Origin of the sequence: Rhodoferax antarcticus ANT.BR (assembly GCF_001938565.1) — a bacterium.
Taxonomy (GTDB): Bacteria; Pseudomonadota; Gammaproteobacteria; order Burkholderiales; family Burkholderiaceae_C; genus Rhodoferax; species Rhodoferax antarcticus.
In genome coordinates this window covers 249,874-271,097 of the sequence record NZ_MSYM01000017.1, presented here as the reverse complement: position 1 = coordinate 271,097, position 21,224 = coordinate 249,874, and the positions used below count along the sequence as shown (strand labels likewise).

At 58.7% G+C, this 21,224-nt stretch carries 18 protein-coding genes and 2 pseudogenes; 9 read left to right on the top strand and 11 right to left on the bottom strand.

The annotated features are described in order from the left end of the window. The first annotated feature begins 29 nt into the window (after positions 1-29). Complete coding sequence (gene coaBC, locus BLL52_RS16185) at positions 30-1,250, top strand: bifunctional phosphopantothenoylcysteine decarboxylase/phosphopantothenate--cysteine ligase CoaBC (protein ID WP_075587671.1); 1,221 nt, start codon at positions 30-32, stop codon at positions 1,248-1,250. A gap of 2 nt (positions 1,251-1,252) precedes the next feature. Continuing rightward, positions 1,253-1,702 carry a dUTP diphosphatase gene (dut, locus tag BLL52_RS16180; protein WP_075587670.1) on the top strand — a complete coding sequence of 150 codons (450 nt, stop codon included), beginning with the start codon at positions 1,253-1,255 and terminating at the stop codon, positions 1,700-1,702. Positions 1,703-1,729: 27 nt separating this feature from the next. Here the strand turns inward: dut and BLL52_RS16175 are convergent, their stop codons facing one another. The 5 genes and pseudogenes from BLL52_RS16175 to tnpA all read right to left on the bottom strand — a co-directional run bounded on the left by BLL52_RS16175 (position 1,730) and on the right by tnpA (position 4,889). Next, positions 1,730-2,263, bottom strand: coding sequence for an FKBP-type peptidyl-prolyl cis-trans isomerase (locus BLL52_RS16175; RefSeq protein ID WP_075587669.1), 534 nt, complete (start codon positions 2,261-2,263; stop codon positions 1,730-1,732). 733 nt (positions 2,264-2,996) lie between these two features. After that, positions 2,997-3,744: pseudogene (locus BLL52_RS22165) on the bottom strand (IS66 family transposase); the annotation flags it as partial. A gap of 19 nt (positions 3,745-3,763) precedes the next feature. Further along, positions 3,764-4,240 carry a transposase domain-containing protein gene (locus tag BLL52_RS22160; RefSeq protein WP_476748462.1) on the bottom strand — a complete coding sequence of 159 codons (477 nt, stop codon included), beginning with the start codon at positions 4,238-4,240 and terminating at the stop codon, positions 3,764-3,766. Between the two features lie 110 nt (positions 4,241-4,350). Next, entirely contained in the window at positions 4,351-4,674 is a 324-nt protein-coding gene (tnpB, locus tag BLL52_RS16145; protein ID WP_274534905.1) for an IS66 family insertion sequence element accessory protein TnpB, read from the bottom strand. After that, complete coding sequence (gene tnpA / locus BLL52_RS22040; protein ID WP_406681642.1) at positions 4,629-4,889, bottom strand: IS66 family insertion sequence element accessory protein TnpA; 261 nt, start codon at positions 4,887-4,889, stop codon at positions 4,629-4,631. Before tnpA ends, tnpB begins: the two co-directional genes overlap by 46 nt. Positions 4,890-5,068: 179 nt before the next feature. Between tnpA and nhaD the strand changes: the two genes are divergently transcribed. The 4 genes from nhaD to BLL52_RS16125 all read left to right on the top strand — a co-directional run bounded on the left by nhaD (position 5,069) and on the right by BLL52_RS16125 (position 10,218). Further along, positions 5,069-6,355 carry a sodium:proton antiporter NhaD gene (gene nhaD / locus BLL52_RS16140; RefSeq protein ID WP_075587665.1) on the top strand — a complete coding sequence of 429 codons (1,287 nt, stop codon included), beginning with the start codon at positions 5,069-5,071 and terminating at the stop codon, positions 6,353-6,355. 4 nt (positions 6,356-6,359) lie between these two features. Beyond that, entirely contained in the window at positions 6,360-7,343 is a 984-nt protein-coding gene (locus BLL52_RS16135) for a 2-hydroxyacid dehydrogenase (RefSeq protein ID WP_075587664.1), read from the top strand. A 188-nt stretch (positions 7,344-7,531) separates the two neighbouring features. After that, positions 7,532-8,947, top strand: coding sequence for a DNA recombination protein RmuC (locus BLL52_RS16130; protein WP_075587714.1), 1,416 nt, complete (start codon positions 7,532-7,534; stop codon positions 8,945-8,947). A gap of 161 nt (positions 8,948-9,108) precedes the next feature. Continuing rightward, positions 9,109-10,218: an MFS transporter gene (locus BLL52_RS16125; protein ID WP_241839226.1), complete on the top strand. Its 1,110-nt coding sequence runs from the start codon at positions 9,109-9,111 to the stop codon at positions 10,216-10,218. A gap of 7 nt (positions 10,219-10,225) precedes the next feature. Here BLL52_RS16125 and BLL52_RS16120 read toward each other — a convergent pair whose 3' ends face one another. The 3 genes from BLL52_RS16120 to earP form a co-directional block, all read right to left on the bottom strand. Beyond that, entirely contained in the window at positions 10,226-11,101 is an 876-nt protein-coding gene (locus tag BLL52_RS16120) for an LOG family protein (protein ID WP_075587663.1), read from the bottom strand. 91 nt (positions 11,102-11,192) lie between these two features. Then, positions 11,193-11,747, bottom strand: coding sequence for an elongation factor P (efp, locus tag BLL52_RS16115; protein ID WP_075587662.1), 555 nt, complete (start codon positions 11,745-11,747; stop codon positions 11,193-11,195). A gap of 91 nt (positions 11,748-11,838) precedes the next feature. Next, a complete protein-coding gene (earP, locus tag BLL52_RS16110) occupies positions 11,839-12,975 on the bottom strand; it encodes an elongation factor P maturation arginine rhamnosyltransferase EarP (protein WP_075587661.1) in 1,137 nt (378 codons plus the stop codon). A gap of 27 nt (positions 12,976-13,002) precedes the next feature. Here earP and uvrC point away from each other — a divergent pair, with 27 nt between their 5' ends. Continuing rightward, on the top strand, positions 13,003-15,042 hold the full coding sequence (gene uvrC, locus BLL52_RS16105) for an excinuclease ABC subunit UvrC (RefSeq protein ID WP_075587660.1): 2,040 nt from the start codon (positions 13,003-13,005) through the stop codon (positions 15,040-15,042). Positions 15,043-15,174: 132 nt separating this feature from the next. Then, positions 15,175-15,741 (top strand): CDP-diacylglycerol--glycerol-3-phosphate 3-phosphatidyltransferase, encoded by a 567-nt coding sequence (gene pgsA, locus BLL52_RS16100; RefSeq protein WP_075587659.1) that lies wholly within the window; start codon positions 15,175-15,177, stop codon positions 15,739-15,741. Positions 15,742-15,839: 98 nt separating this feature from the next. On the opposite strand, the gene BLL52_RS16095 is transcribed toward pgsA, so the two are convergent. Continuing rightward, a complete protein-coding gene (locus BLL52_RS16095; RefSeq protein ID WP_206744495.1) occupies positions 15,840-17,882 on the bottom strand; it encodes a 3'-5' exonuclease in 2,043 nt (680 codons plus the stop codon). A 125-nt stretch (positions 17,883-18,007) separates the two neighbouring features. On the opposite strand from BLL52_RS16095, the pseudogene BLL52_RS16090 reads away from it, so the two are divergent. Then, a pseudogene (locus BLL52_RS16090) lies at positions 18,008-19,102 on the top strand (tartrate dehydrogenase). Between the two features lie 90 nt (positions 19,103-19,192). On the opposite strand, the gene bamC reads toward BLL52_RS16090, so the two are convergent. Beyond that, positions 19,193-20,278, bottom strand: a complete 1,086-nt coding sequence (bamC, locus tag BLL52_RS16085) for an outer membrane protein assembly factor BamC (RefSeq protein ID WP_075587657.1) — start codon at positions 20,276-20,278, stop codon at positions 19,193-19,195. A gap of 37 nt (positions 20,279-20,315) precedes the next feature. Beyond that, the gene (dapA, locus tag BLL52_RS16080; protein WP_075587656.1) at positions 20,316-21,209 is read right to left on the bottom strand and encodes a 4-hydroxy-tetrahydrodipicolinate synthase; all 894 of its coding nucleotides are present in this window, start codon (positions 21,207-21,209) and stop codon (positions 20,316-20,318) included. Positions 21,210-21,224: the final 15 nt, after the last annotated feature.

The window sequence follows — 21,224 nt, the reverse complement described above, 5'->3', positions numbered from 1 at the left end:
CTGGATACGCCTCTGTTACATTGCGGCGCATGAAAGACCTTGCTGGAAAACACATTGTTTTGGGCCTCACCGGCGGCATTGCCTGCTACAAGTCTGCCGAGCTATGCCGACTGCTGATCAAGGCCGGTGCCACGGTGCAGGTGGTGATGACCGCCGCTGCCGAGCAATTCATCACCCCAGTGACCATGCAGGCGCTCAGCCAGCGGCCGGTGGCGACTTCGCAATGGGATGCGCGTGAGGCCAACAACATGGCGCACATCAATTTGAGCCGCGAAGCCGATGCTTGCCTGATTGCCCCTTGCAGCGCTGATTTCATTGCCAAACTGGCGCACGGCCAAGCGGATGATCTGCTGAGCCTGATGTGTCTGGCCCGGCCTTTGGACATATTGCCGTTGCTGCTCGCGCCCGCCATGAACCGGGAAATGTGGGCGCACCCCGCCACCCAGCGCAACCTGACTCAGGTAGCCGCCGATGGCGCCCATGTATTGGGTGTTGGCGCAGGCGATCAGGCTTGTGGCGAGACTGGCGACGGCCGCATGCTGGAGCCGCCAGAGTTGGTGGACGAGCTGATTGCGCTCTTTCAGCCCCAGGTGTTGAAAGGCCAGCATGTGCTGGTGACCGCCGGGCCGACTTATGAGGCCATCGACCCGGTGCGTGGCATCACCAATTTGTCCAGCGGCAAGATGGGTTTCGCCATCGCCCGCGCGGCGCGCGAGGCCGGTGCGCAGGTCACGCTGGTGGCGGGGCCAGTGAGCTTGCCAACACCCAGGGGCGTGCAGCGTGTGGACGTGCGTTCAGCATCAAATATGCTTGAAGCCGTTATGGATAAAGCGCCAGTAGCTAGTATTTTTATAGCTACTGCCGCGGTTGCCGACTGGCGGCCAGCGCACGCTTCAGAACAAAAATTAAAGAAAGACGGCTCAAACGCCACGCCCACATTGAGTTTTGTGGAAAACACCGACATCCTGGCCACGCTGGCGCAGTCGCCGCGCGCTCAAAGCGGTGCGCTGTTTTGTGTCGGCTTTGCCGCCGAGAGCCACGACCTGCTGGCCAACGCCCAGGCCAAGCGCCTGCGCAAAGGTGTGCCGTTGCTGGTGGGCAACATCGGCCCAGCGACCTTTGGCCAGGACGACAACGCTTTGATCTTGGTAGACGAGCGCGGTACGGTGGAGTTGTCGCGTGACAGCAAGTTGGCGTTAGCTCGTAAATTAATAGCTGACATCGCAGACAGAATAAGGGCTAGAGACTAATAATGCTTGATATTGACATCAAAATCATCGACCTGCGTATGGCGGATCAGTTGCCCGCCTATGCCACGCCGGGCAGCGCCGGGCTGGATTTGCGTGCCTGTTTGGCCGAGCCTTTGACGCTGCAAGCCAATGCCTGGCAGTTGGTGCCCACTGGCATTGCGATCTATCTCAAAGACCCGGGTTATGCGGCCATCATCTTGCCGCGCTCAGGGCTGGGCCACAAACATGGCATCGTCCTGGGCAATCTGGTTGGGCTGATTGACAGTGATTACCAGGGCCAGTTGATGGTCAGCGCCTGGAACCGCAGCGACACGGCTTTCACCATCGCGCCGATGGAACGCATCGCCCAACTGGTGGTGGTGCCGGTGATGCAGGCGCGCTTTCATCTGGTGAAAGCGTTCCCCTTGAGCGAACGCGGTGAGGGCGGTTACGGGTCTACCGGCAAGGCTTGAGCCGCGCTCCGCGACCAACCTGCAGGTTCAGTGCAGCGCGTCGCTGGGGGGTGCCAGATTCACAATTGGCGTGATCCTGAAAAAACCGGTGCCCGCCGTGCCGCAGCCGATTTCTTCCTCGGTGGCTTCACGCACCGCGCGCACCGTCAGGCTCAGCCGCAAGGCGATGCCCGCCAGCGGGTGGTTGCCGTCCAGCACCACATGCTCAGGGTAAATTTCGGTCACGGTGTAGAGCGCATCCTGCGGGGTGTCTGGGCTGCAGCCAGCGGGCAGGGCAGTGCCATCAAACTTCATGCCTTCTTCCAGCTCGGCCGGAAACACCGCACGCGGCTCCAGAAACACCAACTGCCCGTTGTATTCACCAAAACCCTGCTCGGGCTCGATCTGCAGGTTGATCGTGCTGCCGGCACTGCAGCCTTGCAGGGCGTCTTCTATGACATCAAACAGGTCGTCTCCGCCAATCAAAAATTCGACCGGCTCCTCGAGCACGTCCAGTTCTTCGCCCAGCGTGTCACTGAGCGTCCAGCTTAAAGCAGCCACGCATTGTTTGGTTATCTTCATGCCGAGAATTGTCTCATTACAGGATGTGTCGATATAAAAAGCGATGAACCGTGTTTTCTCGCCTTGACGCCGCCAGGGCGCTTCGCAGTGCTGATGCGCCGCTTGGACAACCAGCGCCAGCTCTGTCAAAACACGCAGCACCAGGCCAAAGAACTGATCGCTGTCTGGGCTATGACCGGTTGACCTACCACGGTTTAGGCCCCAAACACAGTAGGTGCTTGACGTCAATGGGGCTAACCATCAAAGATCTGCCTATAATCAAGGGCTGAGCAAATTTCGCGTTAGCGTGGTGTGCTTGGTCGAAGCGGGAAACCGCATCAACAGTTTCCGGAAAATTGAATTTTTAAAATCTAGGTACTAACAAATGAACAAATCTCTCGCTCTGATTGCTGTGATCGCTGCTGCTGCGGCCTTGTCGGCTTGTGGCAAAAAAGAAGAAGCAGTTGCACCTGCACCTGAACCCGTTCCTATGGCTGCACCTGCTGAGCCAGTCGCAGCACCTGCTGAGACAGTTGCTTCTGATGCTGTTGCCGTTGACGCTGCTGCTACAACCGACGCTGCTGCCGCTGCTGCTGCCGCAGCTGCCGCTGCTTCCAAGTAAGCCGGTCGTTCCGCAAAAAAAGCCACCTATAGGTGGCTTTTTTATTGCTTGAATGCTGGCGCAAGGTTGTAAGCGCTTCAGCAACCCCAGTAGCTCAGGAATCGTTTTGGCCGCCAAATCTGCTAGACGCATATTCCAAGGCAGCAGCGCCTCCACTACTTCAACCGTATTGGCGGCTGGCAAGTCGCGCAGCACCCGGCGCAGCCAGGCATAGGGCTCCAGCCCATTGGCTTTCGCGGTCCGCACCAATGCGTAGATCACCGCACTGGCATGCGCGCTGGCCGACGTATCACTGAACAACCAGGCCTTGCGACCCATCACAAACGGGCGGATCGCGTTTTCACAGCGGTTGTTGTCGATCGGCAAATCCCCGCGCTCGGTATAGCGCGTCAGCCGACTCCACAAATTGCCCATGTTCGCCATCGCGGTACCCAAGGTGCTCTTGGGGGTCACCAATGACTGGTTTTTCTGTAACCACGCCTGCAACTCAGCCAGAACCCCCACACTGCGACTCTGACGCGCGCCATAGCGATCCTCATCACTGGCATCTTTGAACTCACGCTCAACGCCATACAACTTGCCGATCATTGCCGCCGCATCATCGGCCAGGCCACGTTTACCCTTGGGCTGCAGCAGGCTTGAGCGGTCGATCACCCAGCGCGCCAAGGTTTGCCGGGGCACCACCACATCATGGCGACTCCAAACATGTTCGAAACGCGCCAGTGGCAAACCATCAACGAACACGGGCGGCCAACAACATGGCCAGAAAGTCTGAACTGGCGTTGCTCTTGGGCAGTGGCTGAGGTGGCAGTGCTGCCGTGATCGGGGCATGCACGCTGGCCGGGCAGCCGTAGCGCTTGCGGATGTTGCGGATCACACGCACTTGCATCGGCACGATATCAATCTGCTCGCTGATGTCTTGGCCTTGTCTGCACCATGGGGGTGCCGCAGTCACAAGTGCGATCAGCTTGCGGGACATCATGAATCACGTCCACACGTGGCAACTCTGCGGGCAGTGGGCGGCGTTTGCCGCGGGCCACGGGTTGGGCTGGCTTGGTGGGGGCACCATCTTCAGCGCTTGCCTGTGGCGCTGGCGCGATGATGGCCTGGTCTTGGCTCTCAGGGTTGAGTTGCACCAGTACCTTGGCCTCATCGAACAAGCGGCTCTGGGCTGAGAGTTGTTCGGAGCTGGCACCAAACAGGCAGTGCCTAACCAAGGTGGCCTGCTCAAGCATGCGAATGATGTATTCATGGGCTTGCTGCCGGATGCTCTGAACGGCTACCTGGTAAGCCTCTTGACAGGCCTTTTCGCAGACCGCCTGGGTGTCTGCAAGCAGTGCTTCAAGGGTGTCTTGGGTGGCCGGTAAAACGCCCACTTCAGACGGCTTTGGAAAGACGATTTTTAAAGGAGAAAAGGTGGCATCCAAACGGCTAAAAGACAGGCTGTATTTAAGCTTTTTCTCAGCTCTTTTCTCAGCTCTTTCTCCTATGAAAAACGCTCAAAATTGAGCGTTTTATGAGGTATGTTTTTCGACAAGTCAAAGCCCTCCAAAAGCCAGCCAAATTCTTGCAAACTGCAGCTGGCGGTGGCCGCTTTTTGATCCACAGGCCAGGCGAATTTATCGGCCTCCAAGCGCTTTTGCCACAAGCAAAATCCGTTGCGGTGCCAGTACAGGGCTTTGAGCTGGGTGTGCCTGCGGTTGGTGAAGACGTACAGGGCACTGGCAAAGGGGGATAAGCCCAGCTCTTGTGCAACCAGCACGCTTAAGCCATTGATGGCTTTTCTGAAGTCAATGGGTTGTCGGCACAGGTAGACCTGATCGATGCTGCAGCCCGGATGCCGACTGGTGGGCCAGCGTTTAACAGCCCGTTAGCTGAATTGCAATTTGCCGAGCTGAGCCTTTGCTGCCACCGGTACAGGGTAGAGGCACTCAGACCGTGCTTTTTGGCATAAGCACCAGCGCTGAGGGCTTCAAATTTTGCGGCCGCTATGTGCTGCGACCAGTATTGCCAGCGATTTTGCATTTGCGCTTTTCCATCTGTGTTGAGATGGTGCGAACGTGCTGAATTCACACGCGCTTCGCAAGTCTGGGGTTCGTGGAGCGCTTGCGCAAGGTCTGCATTGTTGGACTTGCGACGTGGGCCATTTGGTGTCAGTCGCAGGCCATAATTCACGACTTGCTTTTTTACCCGAGGTAATCTTCATGCTGACTGCACTGGTCATTGTTTTCGTACTGGCGTACGCCGCTATTGCGCTCGAACACCCCCTCAAAGTCAACAAATCCGCCTCGGCTCTGATTGGGGCGGGCTTGCTGTGGACGATTTACGCCCTGGCCAGTGGCGATTCTCATCTGGTGAGTGAGAACTTGTCCGAGTCGCTCATGGGCACCGCACAAATCGTGTTTTTCCTGATGGGGGCCATGACCATTGTGGAGGTGGTGGATGCACACAATGGTTTTGAGGTGATCACTTCGCGCATCAAAACCACCAAACTCTCCACGCTGATGTTGATGGTCGGCTTTGTCGCATTTTTCCTCAGTGCCATGTTGGACAACCTGACCACCACCATCGTGATGGTGTCGCTGATGAAAAAGCTGCTCGCCAAGCGAGAAGATCGACTTTTCTTCGCTGGCATTATTGTGATTGCCGCCAACGCCGGCGGCGCCTGGACGCCGATTGGCGACGTCACCACCACCATGTTGTGGATTGGCGGGCAGATTACCGCGCTCAACATCATGAAAGAGCTATTCATACCCTCCATGATCAATCTGCTGGTGCCGCTGGCGGTGACCGCCTTCATTCTCAAGGGCAAGCCCGTGGCGTCACCTGCAAGGCAGACCGAGTCGACGGATCTGGCTTCGACCGACGCTGAGCGCAACATCATGTTTTTTCTGGGTCTGGGCATTCTGGTCGCCGTACCGGTGTTCAAGACGGTCACGCATTTGCCGCCGTTCATGGGCATTTTGTTTGGTTTGGGCATTTTGTGGCTGGTGGGTGATTTGCTGCACCACAACAAGACCGACGAGGACAAAGAACACTTCACCCTTGTGCATGCCCTGTCCAAGATCGACATGGGTTCCATCGTGTTTTTCATTGGCATTCTGTTGGCCGTGGCTTCGCTGGAACACACGCATATCCTGGCCTCCATCGCAGAGTGGCTGAACACCACCGTGGGCAGGCTCGATGTCATCATTTTGATCATCGGTCTGGTCAGTGCGGTGGTCGACAACGTGCCGTTGGTGGCAGCTTCGATGGGCATGTATGACCTAGCGCAGTTTCCAGCGGACAGTTTCCTGTGGAAATTCATGGCCTATTGCGCCGGGACCGGTGGCTCAATCCTGATCATCGGCTCAGCGGCTGGTGTGGCGGCCATGGGCCTGGAGAAGATCGACTTCTTCTGGTACATGAAAAAGATCAGCGGGTTGGCTTTGCTGGGCTATTTTGCCGGTGCCGCGTATTACATCGTTGAAATGCGTTTGACAGGGCTCTAACCGCATGGCCAAACCTGCCGTACTGGTTGCGCGCGCCATTTTCCCGGAGGTGCTGGGAATACTGGCACAGCACTTTGAGGTCGCCAACAACCAAGACGATGTCATCTGGTCGCGCGCTGATCTGATGGCGCGTTTGCAGGGCAAAGTGGGTGTCTTCACCACTGGCAGCGAGCGCATCGACGCCGACATGCTGACCGCTTGCCCAGACCTGAAAATCTGCGCCAACATGGTGGTGGGCTTCAATAATTTTGATCTGGACGCCATGACCGCGGCCGGCGTGCTGGCCACCAACACCCCTGATGTGCTGACCGAGACCACCGCAGATTTTGGCTTTGCGCTGCTGCTGGCAACGGCGCGGCGCATCACCGAGTCCGAACACTTTTTGCGCTCTGGCTCGTGGAGCCGCTGGCGCTACGACATGTTTGCCGGGCCTGATGTGCACGGCAGCACGCTGGGCATTTTGGGCATGGGCCGCATCGGGCAAGGCATTGCCAAACGCGGCGCACATGGTTTTGGCATGAAAGTGGTTTACCACAACCGCTCGCAGCTGGACGCGGCGTCTGAGGCGGCCTGTGGCGCGCGCTATGTCAGCAAGCCAGAGTTGCTTAAAACCTGTGACCACCTGGTGCTGGTGCTGCCTTACAGCGCTGCGTCGCACCACAGCATTGGCGCGGCGGAGCTAGCGCAGATGAAACCCAGCGCCACCTTGGTCAACATCGCGCGTGGCGGCATTGTGGATGACGTGGCGCTGGCCAGCGCTTTGCGCCAAGGCGTGATAGCAGCGGCCGGGTTGGACGTGTTTGAAGGCGAGCCCGTGGTTCACCCGGAGCTGCTGGCGTTAACCAACGTGGTGCTGACCCCGCATATTGCCAGTGCGTCCCTGCCCACCCGGCGCGCCATGGCCAACCTGGCGGCTGACAACCTGATCGGCTACCTGGTGCACGGCATGCCGCTAACGCCACTGAACCCGCAAGTGCTGGCGGCTTGAGAGAGGTGCTGCTGCCAGGCAGCGGCAGGCCAATTCTTTCACTGCATAAAGTATAGCTATTAGCGCTTTATTTATAAGGGCTAGAGCGGTATTTTTCATATAAACGTTGTGCCGACCGGTGCCAGCTGGTGCCGGTTTTTCGCCCACAATAGCGCCCAAGGAGATCTTCTAACGTGAGTGATTTTGTGATGTGGGGCGCGCTGGTGCTGGGTTTGGTGAATGCGGTGTTGTTGGTATTTTTGCTGACTCGCAAGGCAGATACGGCGGCGCAGGAGGCACAGGTGCAAGCCCAAGCACAGGCGCGCTTGGCCGAGCAACAGGCCCAACAAACGCGGCAGCAGGCACTGCTGATGCACATCAACACCCGCACTGAGGCGCTCGCCACAGACTTGCGCCGAGACATCAGCGACTCCGGGCGCGAGGCGCGCAAGGAGCTGGCGAACAACCTGGCCGCCTTCCAGCAAGCCTTGGTGCAGCAGGCCGCCGAGGCCACGCGCACGCAAAACACGCAGATCGACGCCTTTGGCCAGCAGCTCGCGATGCTGCAAAAAACGCTGTCAGACACGCTCTCCCACCAGCTCAACAGTCTGAGCGAATCCAATGTGCGGCGCATGAGCGAGATTCGTGAAACGCTGGACGCGCAGCTGGCCCAGCTGCAAACCAGCAACGCCGCCAAGCTCGATGAAATGCGCGCCACGGTCGACGAAAAGCTGCAAAACACCTTGCAAACCCGCTTGGGCGAGAGCTTCAAGCAAGTGGCTGACCGGCTGGAGCAAGTGCACAAGGGCCTGGGCGAGATGCAAACCCTGGCGCAAGGCGTGGGTGACCTGAAACACCTGCTGACCAACGTCAAAACACGCGGCATCTTTGGCGAGGCACAACTCGCTGGCCTGTTGGAGCAGGTGTTTGTGCCCGACCAGTACGCCGCGCAAGTGGTGACCCGCCCAGGCAGCAAAAACGTCGTGGACTTTGCCATCAAGCTGCCCGGCAAATCCGATTCCGGCGAGCCGCTGTGGCTGCCGATTGACGCCAAGTTTCCGAACGAAGACTACGAACGCCTGCTTGACGCGCAGAGCCGGGCCGACGTGGTGGCGGCCGAGGTGGCCGGGCGGGCGCTGGAACAGCGCATCCGGCTGGAGGCCAGATCCATCTCTGAAAAGTATGTGGAGCCGCCGTACACCACTGACTTCGCCATTCTGTTTCTGCCCACCGAGGGGCTGTATGCCGAGGTGCTGCGGCGCCCGGGCCTGATGGAATCGCTGCAGCGCGACTGCCGCGTGACGCTGGCCGGGCCGACCACCTTGCTGGCCATGCTCAGCTCGCTGCAGATGGGTTTCAGAACGCTGGCACTGGAAAAGCGCTCCAGTGAGGTCTGGCAGGTGCTGGGCGCCGTCAAAACCGAGTTTGGCAAGTTTGGCGACGTGCTGGCCAAGGTCAAAGCGCAGACCGAAACCGTGCTCAAGACGCTTGACAGTGCCCAAACCCGCAGCCGTGCTATGGGACGCGCTCTCAAAACCGTAGAAGCCTTGCCCGACACCCAGGCCCAGAGTCTGATCGCGCTGGACAAAGACTTTGACGCTGCAGAAGGTTCGCCCCTGGCGTGAATCCGCCTGACCTGCCCCCGCACAAGCCCGAAACGCCGCACGCTTCGGCGCTGCCACCCACGCCCGCTGCAGCCAACGCAGCGTTTCCACCGGGCTTGAGCCAATGGGGACTGTTTCGGCTGATTGCCGGGCACATCAGCCTGCACGCCTGCATGGCCGGCATGCGCATGGCCGCACCCTTGATGGCGCTGCGCGAGGGCTACAGCCCGCTGGCGGTGGGTTTTCTGCTGTCCCTTTTTGCTTTGACGCAGGTGTTTCTGGCCTTGCCCGCCGGGCGTTTTGCGGATCGTCACGGGTTCAAGCGGCCGGTGGGCCTGGCGGTGATGGTGGCCAGCAGCGGTGCCGCACTGGCCTGTGTCTTTCCGGTGTTTCCGGTGCTGTGCCTGAGCGCGCTGATGACCGGTGGCGCCATGGGCGGGGCCTCCATCAGCCTGCAACGTTATGTGGGGCGCTCGGCACAAAACACCGTGCAGCTCAAGTCGATGTTCAGCTGGTTGTCAATTGGCCCGGCGCTGGCGAATTTTGTCGGGCCGCTGACCGCTGGGCTGCTGATTGATCTGGGCGGCTTTCGGCTGGCGTTTTTTTGCCTGGCCACTTTCCCGCTGATGACCTGGGCTTGGGTGCGCCATACCCGCGAACTGCCGCCGGTGGTGAAAAAAAGTGGTGAGAAAAAAGGCCGCGCCTGGGATTTGCTGCGCCAGCCGATGATGCGCCGCCTGCTGCTGGTGAACTGGCTGCTGTCGTCTTGCTGGGATGTGCACACCTTTATCGTGCCAGTGCTGGGGCATGAGCGCGGCTTAAGCGCGTCGAGCATTGGTGCGATTCTGGGCGGCTTTGCGCTGGCGGCGACCGTGGTCAGGGTCGCGATACCGCTGCTGGCGGCGCACGCCAAAGAGTGGGTGGTGGTGACCGGTGCCATGGTGAGCACTGCGCTGCTGTTTGCGACATACCCGTTCATGCAGACGGCGCTGGCCATGGGCGTGTGTTCGGTTTTGCTGGGTCTGGCACTGGGTTCGGTGCAGCCGATGATCATGAGCACCTTGCACCAGATCACGCCTGAGGCGCGCCATGGCGAGGCGCTGGGCTTTCGGCTGATGGCCATCAATGCCTCCAGCGTGCTGATGCCGCTGCTGTTTGGCACCGCGGGCGCGGTGATGGGGGTGTCGCTGGTGTTTTGGACCGTTGGTGGCGCTGTTGCCCTGGGCACCCGCTCTGCCTGGCGGCTGCGGCCACCGCCCACGGTTCGCGCCGGGTCGGCCACGGCAAAGTGATCAAGGCTTACAGCGCGTAAAAGCGCCGGATCACCTCCCAGGCGGCGTCGGGCGTATCCACCAAGTGAAACAAGTCCATGTCTTCGGGGGAGATCACGCCTTCCTCGACCATCACTTCCATGTTGAGCAGGCGGTCCCAATACTCGCTGCCAAACAGCACGATGGGCACGGGCTGCGATTTGCGGGTTTGCACCAGGGTCATCACTTCAAACAGTTCGTCCAACGTGCCAAACCCACCTGGGAAAGCTACAAGCGCCTTGGCACGCATCATGAAGTGCATCTTGCGCAAGGCAAAGTAGTGAAACTTGAAGCTCAAGGCCGGTGTGACATAGGGGTTGGCGCTTTGCTCGTGCGGCAGGGCGATGTTCAGCCCCACGGTGGGGGCGCCGAGTTCATGCGCGCCGCGGTTAGCGGCTTCCATGATGCCTGGACCACCGCCGGTGCAAATGTGCAGCTTGTCCTTTGCATGCATGCCTTCGCTGTACTCGGCCACGAGCCGGGCAAATAACCTGGCCTGGTCGTAATACCGGGCGTTGCGCAAGTGGCGTTCGGCCAGTTTGATGGCTGCCGGGTTGCCGCTGGCCTGGGCGGCTTGCATGCTTGTCTGGGCGGTCTCGGGCGAGGGAAATCGCGCACTGCCAAACACCACCACCGTTTGGTCCACGCCTTGTTCGCGCTGGTTGAGGTCGGGCTTGAGCATTTCCAACTGGAGTCGCATGCCGCGTGTTTCACGGCGCAGCAAGAACTCAGGGTCAGCAAAGGCTAATCTGTAGGCATTGGGGCTCATGCCCGGCGCATCGGCCGGTTGTTTGAGTAAATCGGCCAGCGCGTCGGCCAGCTTGGGTACGCTCAGGGCTTGGGGGAGATCTTGGTTGTGTTCCATGGGCACGCTTTATGTGAGGATTGAAGTGGGCAAAAAAAAGGGCCTCACCGTGTGAGGCCCTTTGATTGGCGGTGAACACCTTTGGCGTCGATTAGACGCGCTTGCGATACTCACCGGTGCGGGTGTCGATTTCGACCTTGTCGCCTTGCGCCACAAAAATCGGCACACCAATATCAAAACCGGTGGCGAGCTTGGCGGGCTTCAAGACCTTGCCTGATGTGTCGCCCTTGACAGCGGGCTCGGTCCAGGTGATTTCACGCACCACGGTGGTGGGCAGCTCGACCGAAATGGCCTTGCCGTCGTAGAACACCACTTCGATTTCCATGCCATCTTCCAGGTAGTTCAGCGAGTCGCCCATGTTTTCGGCTTCGACTTCGTACTGGTTGAACTCGGCGTCCATGCACACATACATCGGGTCGGCAAAGTAGGAGTAGGTGCAATCCTTCTTGTCCAGGATGACTTGGTCCATCTTGTCGTCGGCCCGGAAAACCACTTCGGTGCCGAAGTTGGCTATCAGGCTTTTGAGCTTCATGCGCACAGTAGCAGCGCCTCGGCCGCCTCGGGCGTATTCGGTTTTCAGGACGACCATCGGGTCTTTTCCTTGCATGACAACGTTGCCAGCACGAATTTCTTGAGCGATTTTCATAATCAGAGAGTGAAGTTAGGCCGCGCATCTGGCGGCGAGGGCGGCTGAAGCACTCGATGAAAATCGACCACACGCCGCAAAGCCCGCTATTTTAATGGTTTTTTTTCGCCACAAAATCGAGCAACTGGCTGGTCAGATCACGTTGTTGTTGTAGCGTTTGCTGAGCTTGGGTGAATGTGGCCTGCCAGCTTTGCAGCAGCGCATCACTGATAAGAGGTTGCTCAGTGGTCGGTGGCGCACGGTTTGGCAAACCATTCCACACCTCATGGGCGTGGCGCAGCGACGGCGGTGCTTGCAGCCAATCCAGAAACGCCTGCAGCTTGGCGTGGTGTGCGTCGTCGTCCTGCGGGTAAAGCTGCCAGATGAAGGGTTTGCCCGCCCACAGCGCGCGCGCCAGTGAGTCTTCACCACGCACAAAATTCAGGTCGCAGGCCCACAGTAGGTGGTCGAAGTCGGTTTGCGTCAAGGCAGGAAGATATGAAATAGATAGCTGCTGGCGCTTATCAGATAAGGGCTGGAGGCTGATTTCGTTATGAATGATCTGGCACACCGCAGCGCTGGCCCGCCCGGCAGTCACCAGCAGCAAAGTGGGCAGGTCATCGGCTGCGAGTGCGCGCAAAAACGCGGGCAAGGCAGTGGGCTCGTAACAAAACAGCGAGATCAGGCGCTGGCCCTGCCAGCAGATCCTCTGCTGCGCCAGCCAGGCGGCGCGCTCAAAGCGGGCTTGCCTTGGCAGCAGGTCAGCTTCGTGCAGCAAGCCGCCGGTGTCAACGGTGAAGCCGGGGTAGAAAAAATGTTTGATCAGACCCTTGCCAGGGCCGCTCATCAGGGGCGAGGGCAGGCCGTGGCAGCGTTCGGCATACCTTTCAGCGGTGAGGTATTCCAGGTTAATCCATAAGCATTTTCTACCTCTAGCCCTTATGCAGTCTGCGTAAGAAGCTATGAATTCAGGATCAATGTCGCAGCCGAAGGCTTCTACCAGCACATCGCCAGGTGTCACGTCATGGCCACTGAAGGGCGTGGTCCAGGCCAGCACCTGTACGTCGGGCGCGCCAAAGGGAGCCATCCAGGCCAGGGCTGACAGATCATCTACCCACAGACGCACGGTTTGGCCGCGCTGCGCCAGGTTCACGCATAGCCGCCAGCACACGCCAATGTCGCCAAAGTTGTCAATCACACGGCAAAAAATATCCCATCGCAATTTGGGGGGAACAGGGGGCTGATGCATGGCCAGGATTGTCCACAATAGCGGCCTATGTCTGATCTGCCTGAAATTCCCACGTCGCCTGAGAGCGCGCACCCCGAACAGTTGCTCAGCGACGTGGCCAGCCTGCCCGCGTTGCCGGGCGTGTACCGCTACTTTGACGCGCAGGGCCAGGTACTCTATGTGGGCAAGGCGATCAACCTGAAAAAGCGCGTGTCGAGCTATTTCCAGAAGAACCATGGCGGCACGCGCATCGGCCACATGGTGAGCAAAATCGTCCGGCTTGAGACGACCGTGGTGCGCTCCGAGGCAGAAGCGCTGCTGCTGGAAAACAACCTCATCAAGACGCTCAGCCCCAAGTACAACATTCTGTTTCGGGACGACAAGAGTTACCCGTATTTGAAAATCAGCGCACCTGCACCGTTGTCAAGCGATACAAAAGAGATAGCTGTCAGCGCTTTACCCATAAGGGCTACAGGCCAATTAAGCACTCAAACGCCGGGCGTCAGAATGAACGCCGACTGGTTTCCCCTGGTGTCTTATTACCGTGGTGCGGTGGAAAAAAAGAACCGCTACTACGGCCCCTACCCAAGCGCCTGGGCGGTGAAAGAGGCGATTTTGCTGATGCAAAAAGTGTTCAAACTGCGCACCTGTGAAGACAGCGTGTTCAGCAACCGCACCCGGCCGTGCTTGCTGTACCAGATCAAGCGCTGCTCGGGCCCGTGCGTGGGGCATATCTCGCCCACTGCTTATGCGCAGGATGTGGCGGATGCCGAGCGCTTTTTAAATGGTGACGCCCAAGAGGTGATGCTTGAGCTGGAAAAACGCATGATGGCGCACGCCGACAAACTTGAATTCGAGCAGGCCGCCGAGTTGCGCAACCAGGTAGCGGCGCTGTCCAACGTGTTGCACCAGCAGTCGGTAGACAACGTGAGTGACCGTGACGTGGACATTCTGGCGGTGAAAGTGCAGGGCGGTCGTGCCTGCGTGAACCTGGCCATGGTGCGTGGCGGGCGGCATCTGGGCGACCGGCCCTACTTTCCGGTGCAGGTGCTGGATGGCGCGGGCATGGATGTGGAAGACGACGGCACGCCGCGGCGCTCGGTGGAGTCGCAAATTCTGGACGCCTTCATCGCCCAGCACTACCTGAATGTGCCGGTGCCGCCATCGCTGGTGGTGAGCAACCCGGTAGACAAGGGGTTGCTGCAGGCCCTGATTTTGCAAACTGGCGTCAAGGTCAGCGCCGAGCACCACCCGCGCGGCCAGCGCCGTGTCTGGCAGGAAATGGCGCAGACCAATGCCAACCTGCAGCTGGCCCGGCTGCTGTCCGAAGAAGGCTCGCAGCAGGCGCGCACCCGCGCGCTGGTTGAGGCGCTGGACCTGCTCATCGACAACCAGGACGAACTGCGCATCGAGTGTTTTGACATCTCGCATACCGCCGGTGAGTCAACCCAGGCGTCTTGCGTGGTGTTTCACCACCACAAAATGCAAAACGCCGAATACCGGCGCTACAAGATCACCGACATCACCCCCGGCGACGACTACGCCGCCATGCGCCAGGTGCTGCTGCGCCGCTACAGCAAACTCGCCGAGGTGTTGCAGGAGGCCAAACGCAGCGGCGAAACCCCGCCAGGCACGGGTCGCCTGCCGGATCTGGTGCTGGTCGATGGCGGCAAAGGCCAGGTCAGCATGGCGCGCGAGGTGTTTACGCAACTGGGGCTGGACCTGTCGCTGATTGTGGGCGTGGAAAAAGGCGAGGGCAGGCGCATTGGCCTGGAAGAGCTGGTGTTTGCCGACGGGCGCGAGAAGGTTTACCTAGGCAAGGATTCGGCCGCGCTGATGCTGGTGGCGCAGATCCGCGACGAGGCGCACCGTTTTGCCATCACCGGCATGCGGGCGGCGCGTGCCAAGGTGCGCATGGATGGCGGACGGCTGGAAGAAATCCCGGGCATTGGCCCCAAACGGCGCGCCCGCTTGTTGCAGCGCTTTGGCGGCGTGCGCGGCGTGGCACTGGCGTCAGCTGACGACATTGCAACAGTCGAGGGCATTTCACACGAATTGGCCGAACAGATTTACCGGGCACTGCATTGAAGGATTCGGTCAAGGCCAAGGCTGCCGCCAGTGCCAGGCGTTCGGTGCAGGCTTCTTGCCACTGGATTGGCAAGCTGCGCATGTGCAGAACGGTGTGACTAAAGGCACATGGCTGCATGCCACAATTACCCTATGTTCTGGACCATTCCAACCCTCATGACCTGGGCGCGTATTGCGGCCATCCCGCTGATTGTTGGCGTGTTCTATTTGCCCCTGGAGCAGGCGCATCGCAACGAAATCGCCACCATCATGTTTGTGGTGTTTGCCGCCACCGACTGGCTTGACGGCTATCTGGCGCGCAAGCTCAATCAGGTCTCGGCCTTTGGCGCGTTTCTCGACCCGGTGGCCGACAAATTTTTGGTGTGTGCCTGCGTACTGGTGCTGGTTCACCTGGGCCGGGCCGATGTGTTTGTCGGGCTGATCATCATTGGCCGCGAAATTGCCATCTCGGCACTGCGCGAGTGGATGGCGCAGATTGGCGCCTCGCGCAGCGTGGCGGTACACATGATCGGCAAGCTCAAAACCACCGCACAAATGGTGGCGATTCCGTTCCTGCTGTTTGATGGCATGTTGTTCGGGGTCATCAATACCCATGTCTGGGGTGTCTGGCTGATCTGGATCGCCGCCATCATGACGATCTGGTCGATGGTCTATTACCTGCAAAAGGCCTTGCCGGAGATTCGTGCCAAAGTGAAGTGAGGCAGTTCACGCATTATTCTTGTCGGTGAACCTGGCTTGCCCGTTGAAGACCCAGGGCTTTCACGGTCTTGCTGGCAGAGCGGCCAGGTCAAGCGCGCTCAGTTTGACTCAAAGTGGCGAAGATAGCTGCTTGGATGGCCCGCACGGTAGGTCAGCGTCAGCATTGTTTTTGCGCGGGATGCGGCCACGTAGAAGAGGTTACGTTCATCCCTGCTGTCGCCATCAAAATCTGTCGCGTTAACGTCAGGAACGATGACGTGTTCAAACTCAAGTCCTTTTACGGCCTCAATACTCGACAGAATGATTCGATCTCCCGCAAATCTGGCTGCACGTGCTTCATAGTCATGCGCCATAAGGCTGCGCATAAATTGGCTGATCGAAACATACTTTTCACTGGCTTTCAGGAGTCCCGTCACTGAAGCTCTTGCATCCTCAGCCTCTTGTTCTTTGACATAGACACGGCGCGCCAAATTACCAATGTCCAGAAAGTCAAACACGCCTGCTAGACAATGGATGTCATCGGAGGCTGCCAAATCGATAGCCTTGCAAATTCGCCTGCGCACGGCGTCGTCAACCGAGGTGTACAAATATCTTGTGGCTCTTGGATCGTTGATGCCCAAAGCATCGGGCAACATATATTCGAGGAAGTGTTTAAGAGATGCCCCATTCACCTTCAGCGATTTTTCGGTCTGTTCCTCTGCGGTGACCGAGGCGTTGGCGCTGAGGAACGCCCAAGTAGCGCGTTTGGCGAGGGCATCGATACCTGTCCTGAAGGGTTCCTGCAGCCCCACCGCCCATCCAAGCAACAAGCGTACAAACAGAACTTCGGATCGTTCCAAGTATGTTGTGAAATCAATGGTTTGGTAGCGTATGCAGCGCTCGCGCAGGGCGTGCTCCAGTTCAACGGAGGCACTTGGATTGCGCAGCAAAACCGCAAGTTGGGATTTTGGTGAATCCGGTTGTAAACCAGGGCGTGCCGTCATTGCATGGTTGATCAAGGCCAGAACGTCAAGTGCTGACCCGGTTTTCTTGACCTCCACCCTGGAAATGTGCGCGCGATTGGCTGCATAGTTTTTCGCTGAAAATCCTGCCAGCGGTTGTGAGATTGCGCCCCCAAATCGATAGGACTCCGTCAATGGCAGTCGCTCGGGTTTCCCAATGTATGTATCGAACCCTTCGCCCATGAAGTAGGCGTCAGCGCCATGTTGCGCATGAATGACCTGGTCACGATCGCCAACCCCCAAAAAGCTCGCTCCTTGGTTGAACTGCAGCAACTGTTTCAACACTGTAAACATAGCCCAGTTTGTGTCGTGCATTTCGTCCAGGAACACAGCTTGTAGACCTAGCCGCAGTGGATTTGTCTCCCAGGTAAAGCAAGGGTCATCGGCCTCAAGGATACGGGCTAGATCGTAGGTGGCATCTCCAGAATACCGAAATTTCGTCTGCTCGCTATCGGCGTCAACGCTGACGCAGCGTTGCTTTTCATAAGCCCTATAGATCGCCAAGGTTGTGAAACTGCGACCAATTTCAACGGCACATTCAGGCGAGATTTGAAAGTACTCGCCTTGACGCAGCAGCTGCATGGAACCCTTGATCTCGCCAAACTCATAAAGCAAGCCCTCCACGGCCAATTCGCCACTCCCTTCAATGGACAGTTCCAAATTGAATCGGTCTGACGCCCAAACTCTTGCGCCAGGGATGGCGGCAAGCACAAATGCACGCACTTCCTCAGGCCTTGTTGGCCGCTTGACTTCAAGGCCCTCTAGCCGCATTAACCATGAGGCACAGAAATCCTCGAATGTCCCAACCTGTACCGCTTTGGCCGCTGCCAGCGACATGCCAATCCTTTTGAATGCATCTCGGTAGGCCTGGACCCCTGGCGCGCTGAACGACAAGGCAACGATCCTGCCTGGATCGACGCCTTCTGCAATGAGTTGATTGATTTTCATCGCTGCGGTGGTGGTCTTTGCCGCACCTGCATTGGCCTCGACAACAAGAAGTGGGTGCTCGGAATCGCAAATCGCCTTTTGCTCGTCTGTTTTGAGAATTTGTGTCGCCATTGTCATAAATGCATCTTCGTGTTCGTTGGAGAAGTTTGTTGGGCTCGCTGCTTGCCGCCGTGTGATACCGCCAGCTTCCATTTGCCCCCTTGTGCTGGTCGCCCATGGACCATGGGTATCCATTTGGAAAAGTTCATTGTGACTTGATTGTTCAGAGAGCCGCGTCGATAGACAATCATGATTTCGACCTTCAACAAGGTGAAAATATGAGTAGCCACACGATCGCAGTCATCACCGGTGACGGTATCGGCAAAGAAGTCATGCTCGGGGGTATGCGGGTGCTTGAAGCGGTGGCCAGCAAGTTCAATATCGGTCTGCAATTCGATCACTTCTATTTTTCCAGCTGGGATTATTTCGAACGACACGGCAAGATGCTGCCCGACAACTGGAAAGAGTTGATAGGCGCGCACGATGCCATCTATTTCGGCGCGATCGGTTGGCCGGAGAAGTCGCCACACCACGTGTCGCTGTGGGGGTCGCTGCTGCAGTTCCGCCGTGAGTTTCACCAGTATGTGAACCTGCGCCCGGCGCGGCTGATGCCGGGCATCACCTGCCCGGTGGTGCGCCTTGATGGAAGTGCCCGTCAACCTGGCGAGATCGATATGGTGATCGTGCGCGAAAACACCGAAGGCGAATACTCCAGCATTGGCGGGCGCATGTACGCCGGTACCGAGCGCGAATTAGTCGTGCAGTAGACGGTGATGTCCCGCGTTAGCGTGGACCGGGTGCTGAAATTTGCGTTTGAGTTGGCGCAGTCGCGCCCTAAAAAGCATCTCACCAGCGCCACCAAGTCCAACGGCATCGCCATCACCATGCCGTACTGGGACGAACGCGTGAGCGAGATGGCCAAGCGTTACCCCGAGGTCACAGTCGACAAATTTCACATGGACATCCTGACCGCGCATTTTGTGCAGTGGTCGGATTTTTTTGATGTGGTGGTCGGCAGCAACCTGTTTGGCGACAGCCTGAGTGACCTGGGCCCGGCTTGCACAGGCACGATTGCCATTGCGCCCAGCGCCAACCTCAACCCCGAGCGCAAGTTTCCGTCGCTGTTTGAGCCGGTCTACGGCTACGGGCCCGACGTTGCTAGCCAATCAATAGCAAACCCGATTGGGCAGATCTGGAGCGCAGCGATGATGCTGGCCCTTTTGGGTTACCGCGCCGCGCACGACGCGATGCTGCAACCGATCAAGCAGGTGCCGCAACCTTGCAGTGGTGCGCCACGCGCTGCGGACCTGGTTGGCACCGCCAGCACGCAAGACCTGGGTCAGGCCAGCACCGAATTACTACAAAGTAAATAGCTTATAGCCATTAATTTATAAGGGCTAGAGCCTGATTTGACCATAAAAAGCCACCTGCCAGAATCCAGCAGGTGGCATCGTCAAAGCGGTTTACTTCAGGTCTTCAGCCAGCACTTTGATGATGCGCTGGGCATCGGCTGGGTTTGCCGCCGTGCCGTCAGCGTTTTGCACCGACACGGTGGCAGCGTTGTCTACAGCGACCACTGACACCCGGTACTTTTGCGGTTTAGCATCGGGCTTGGAACGGCTGAACAGCTTGCTTAAAAAGCCTGGTTCAGCCTTGTCGGCGTTGGGCGCGACATAGCGCACAAAGTAGATGCCTTTGCTGCGGTCGCGGTCTTCCACGGTGAAGTTGGTGCGGTCCAGCGACAGGCCGACCCGCCGCCAAGCGCGGTCAAAGCCGTCGGCCAGCTGAATCACCGGCTGGCCACCCTGGGTCGCAACCTGGGTCGTTACCTTGGTCACTCCGGCGGCCACCAGCGCTTTGGACTGCTCTTGCGAGACACCGAGCTTGACCATCAGACGTCGCAAAAACTCCGCCTCCAGCTCGGGGTCAGCAGCGCGGGGCTGCCAGACGGTGCGGTCTTCTTCCTTGCTGTCATAGACCTCGATCATGCCGCGGTGGCTGATGAAAATCTCAGTGCTGCCATCGGCACCGCGCTCCAGGCGGGTGCGAAACTTGTCGCGCTCACCGGTGGAATACAGCGAGTCAAACACCTTGCCCAGCGTGGCGCGGACAAAATCCTGCGGAATTTTGGCGCGGTTTTCGGCCCAGTCGGTTTCCATGATGCCCAGGCTCTGCTGGTCCATGGCCAACAGAAAACCGTTGTCTTGCCAGAATTCTTTGACCGGCTCCCAGAGCTTGTCAGCCGGGCGGCTGACCACCAGCCAGCGGGTGTTGCCCGCACGCTCAATGCGCACATCGCCCAGCGACGCGGTGGCCGTGGGTGCCACTTGCGCGGTGGTTTGTCCAATCTGGAAGCTTGACGCTGTGACCGCAGCACCCGGCGTGTTGTAGCGGGTGTTTTTGGCGAGCTGGGTCAGGTCTGGCGGCACTTCCAGCGTCGGCGCCTTCACCGCTGCGCTTTTGTAGTCCACCTTGTCAGTCTGCAGCACGGTGCAGGCGCTCATCGCAAGGGTCAGGCCAAGCAACGCAAATTTGGGGGAATGGTTCACAAAAAGTCCTTCAGTAAAAGAGTTCAGCGGGTGGGGCTTACAGCAAGCCCACGTCGTGTAGGGCCGCTTCTACCAGCGACTGGTTGGCGGGGGTCAGTTCGGTCATGGGCAGGCGCAAGCTTGGGCCGCACAGACCCAGTCGGCTGGCAGCCCATTTCACGGGAATCGGGTTGGCTTCTACAAAGAGATTTTTGTGCAGCGGCATCAGCTTGAACTGAAGTTCCATGGCGCGTTTGACATCGCCCGCAATGGCAGCCATGCAGAGATCGTGCATCAGGCGCGGGGCCACGTTGGCGGTGACGCTGATATTGCCCTGGCCGCCGCACAGCATCAGCGCCACGGCGGTGGGGTCATCGCCAGAGTAGATGGCAAAGCCCTCAGGCGCTTCGCGAATCAGCCACTGGGCACGGGCGATATCACCGGTGGCTTCCTTGATGCCGATCACACCGGGAAGTTGCGCCAACCGCAGCGCGGTTTCCACTGCCATGTCGGCCACTGAGCGTCCCGGCACGTTGTACAACACCATCGGCAGGTCCACCGCCTCGGCGATGGTTTTGAAGTGCTGGTACTGGCCTTCTTGCGTGGGCTTGTTGTAGTAAGGCACCACCTGCAGCTGGCAGTCGGCACCGACTTTTTTGGCAAAACCCGCCAGCTTGATGGCTTCGGCAGTGCAGTTGGAGCCGCAGCCGGCCATGATTGGCACCCGGCCAGCGGCTTGCTCGACAGACACGCGGATCACTTCGCAGTTTTCTTCAATGCTGACGGTGGGTGACTCGCCTGTGGTGCCGACCACACCAATGCAATCGGTGCCCTCAGTGATGTGCCAGTCGATGAATTGTCGCAATGCCGGGTAATCCACGTCGCCGCTGGGCAACATTGGGGTGATCAGGGCAACAATGCTGCCGGTAATGGGGCGGGTCAGAGAGGTCATCTTGTGCGCTGGCTC

Bases quoted from the DNA above. Each gene is read 5' to 3' on its own strand.
- BLL52_RS16095 (WP_206744495.1), bottom strand. From the start codon at position 17,882: ATGGAAGCTGGCGGTATCACACGGCGGCAAGCAGCGAGCCCAACAAAC.
- earP (WP_075587661.1), bottom strand. From the start codon at position 12,975: ATGCATCAGCCCCCTGTTCCCCCCAAATTGCGATGGGATATTTTTTGC.
- coaBC (WP_075587671.1), top strand. From the start codon at position 30: ATGAAAGACCTTGCTGGAAAACACATTGTTTTGGGCCTCACCGGCGGC.
- BLL52_RS16175 (WP_075587669.1), bottom strand. From the start codon at position 2,263: ATGAAGATAACCAAACAATGCGTGGCTGCTTTAAGCTGGACGCTCAGT.
- nhaD (WP_075587665.1), top strand. From the start codon at position 5,069: ATGCTGACTGCACTGGTCATTGTTTTCGTACTGGCGTACGCCGCTATT.
- pgsA (WP_075587659.1), top strand. From the start codon at position 15,175: ATGTTCTGGACCATTCCAACCCTCATGACCTGGGCGCGTATTGCGGCC.
- BLL52_RS16130 (WP_075587714.1), top strand. From the start codon at position 7,532: ATGTGGGGCGCGCTGGTGCTGGGTTTGGTGAATGCGGTGTTGTTGGTA.
- dapA (WP_075587656.1), bottom strand. From the start codon at position 21,209: ATGACCTCTCTGACCCGCCCCATTACCGGCAGCATTGTTGCCCTGATC.
- uvrC (WP_075587660.1), top strand. From the start codon at position 13,003: ATGTCTGATCTGCCTGAAATTCCCACGTCGCCTGAGAGCGCGCACCCC.
- BLL52_RS16135 (WP_075587664.1), top strand. From the start codon at position 6,360: ATGGCCAAACCTGCCGTACTGGTTGCGCGCGCCATTTTCCCGGAGGTG.
- tnpA (WP_406681642.1), bottom strand. From the start codon at position 4,889: ATGCAAAATCGCTGGCAATACTGGTCGCAGCACATAGCGGCCGCAAAA.
- BLL52_RS16120 (WP_075587663.1), bottom strand. From the start codon at position 11,101: ATGGAACACAACCAAGATCTCCCCCAAGCCCTGAGCGTACCCAAGCTG.
- dut (WP_075587670.1), top strand. From the start codon at position 1,253: ATGCTTGATATTGACATCAAAATCATCGACCTGCGTATGGCGGATCAG.
- efp (WP_075587662.1), bottom strand. From the start codon at position 11,747: ATGAAAATCGCTCAAGAAATTCGTGCTGGCAACGTTGTCATGCAAGGA.
- BLL52_RS16125 (WP_241839226.1), top strand. From the start codon at position 9,109: ATGCGCATGGCCGCACCCTTGATGGCGCTGCGCGAGGGCTACAGCCCG.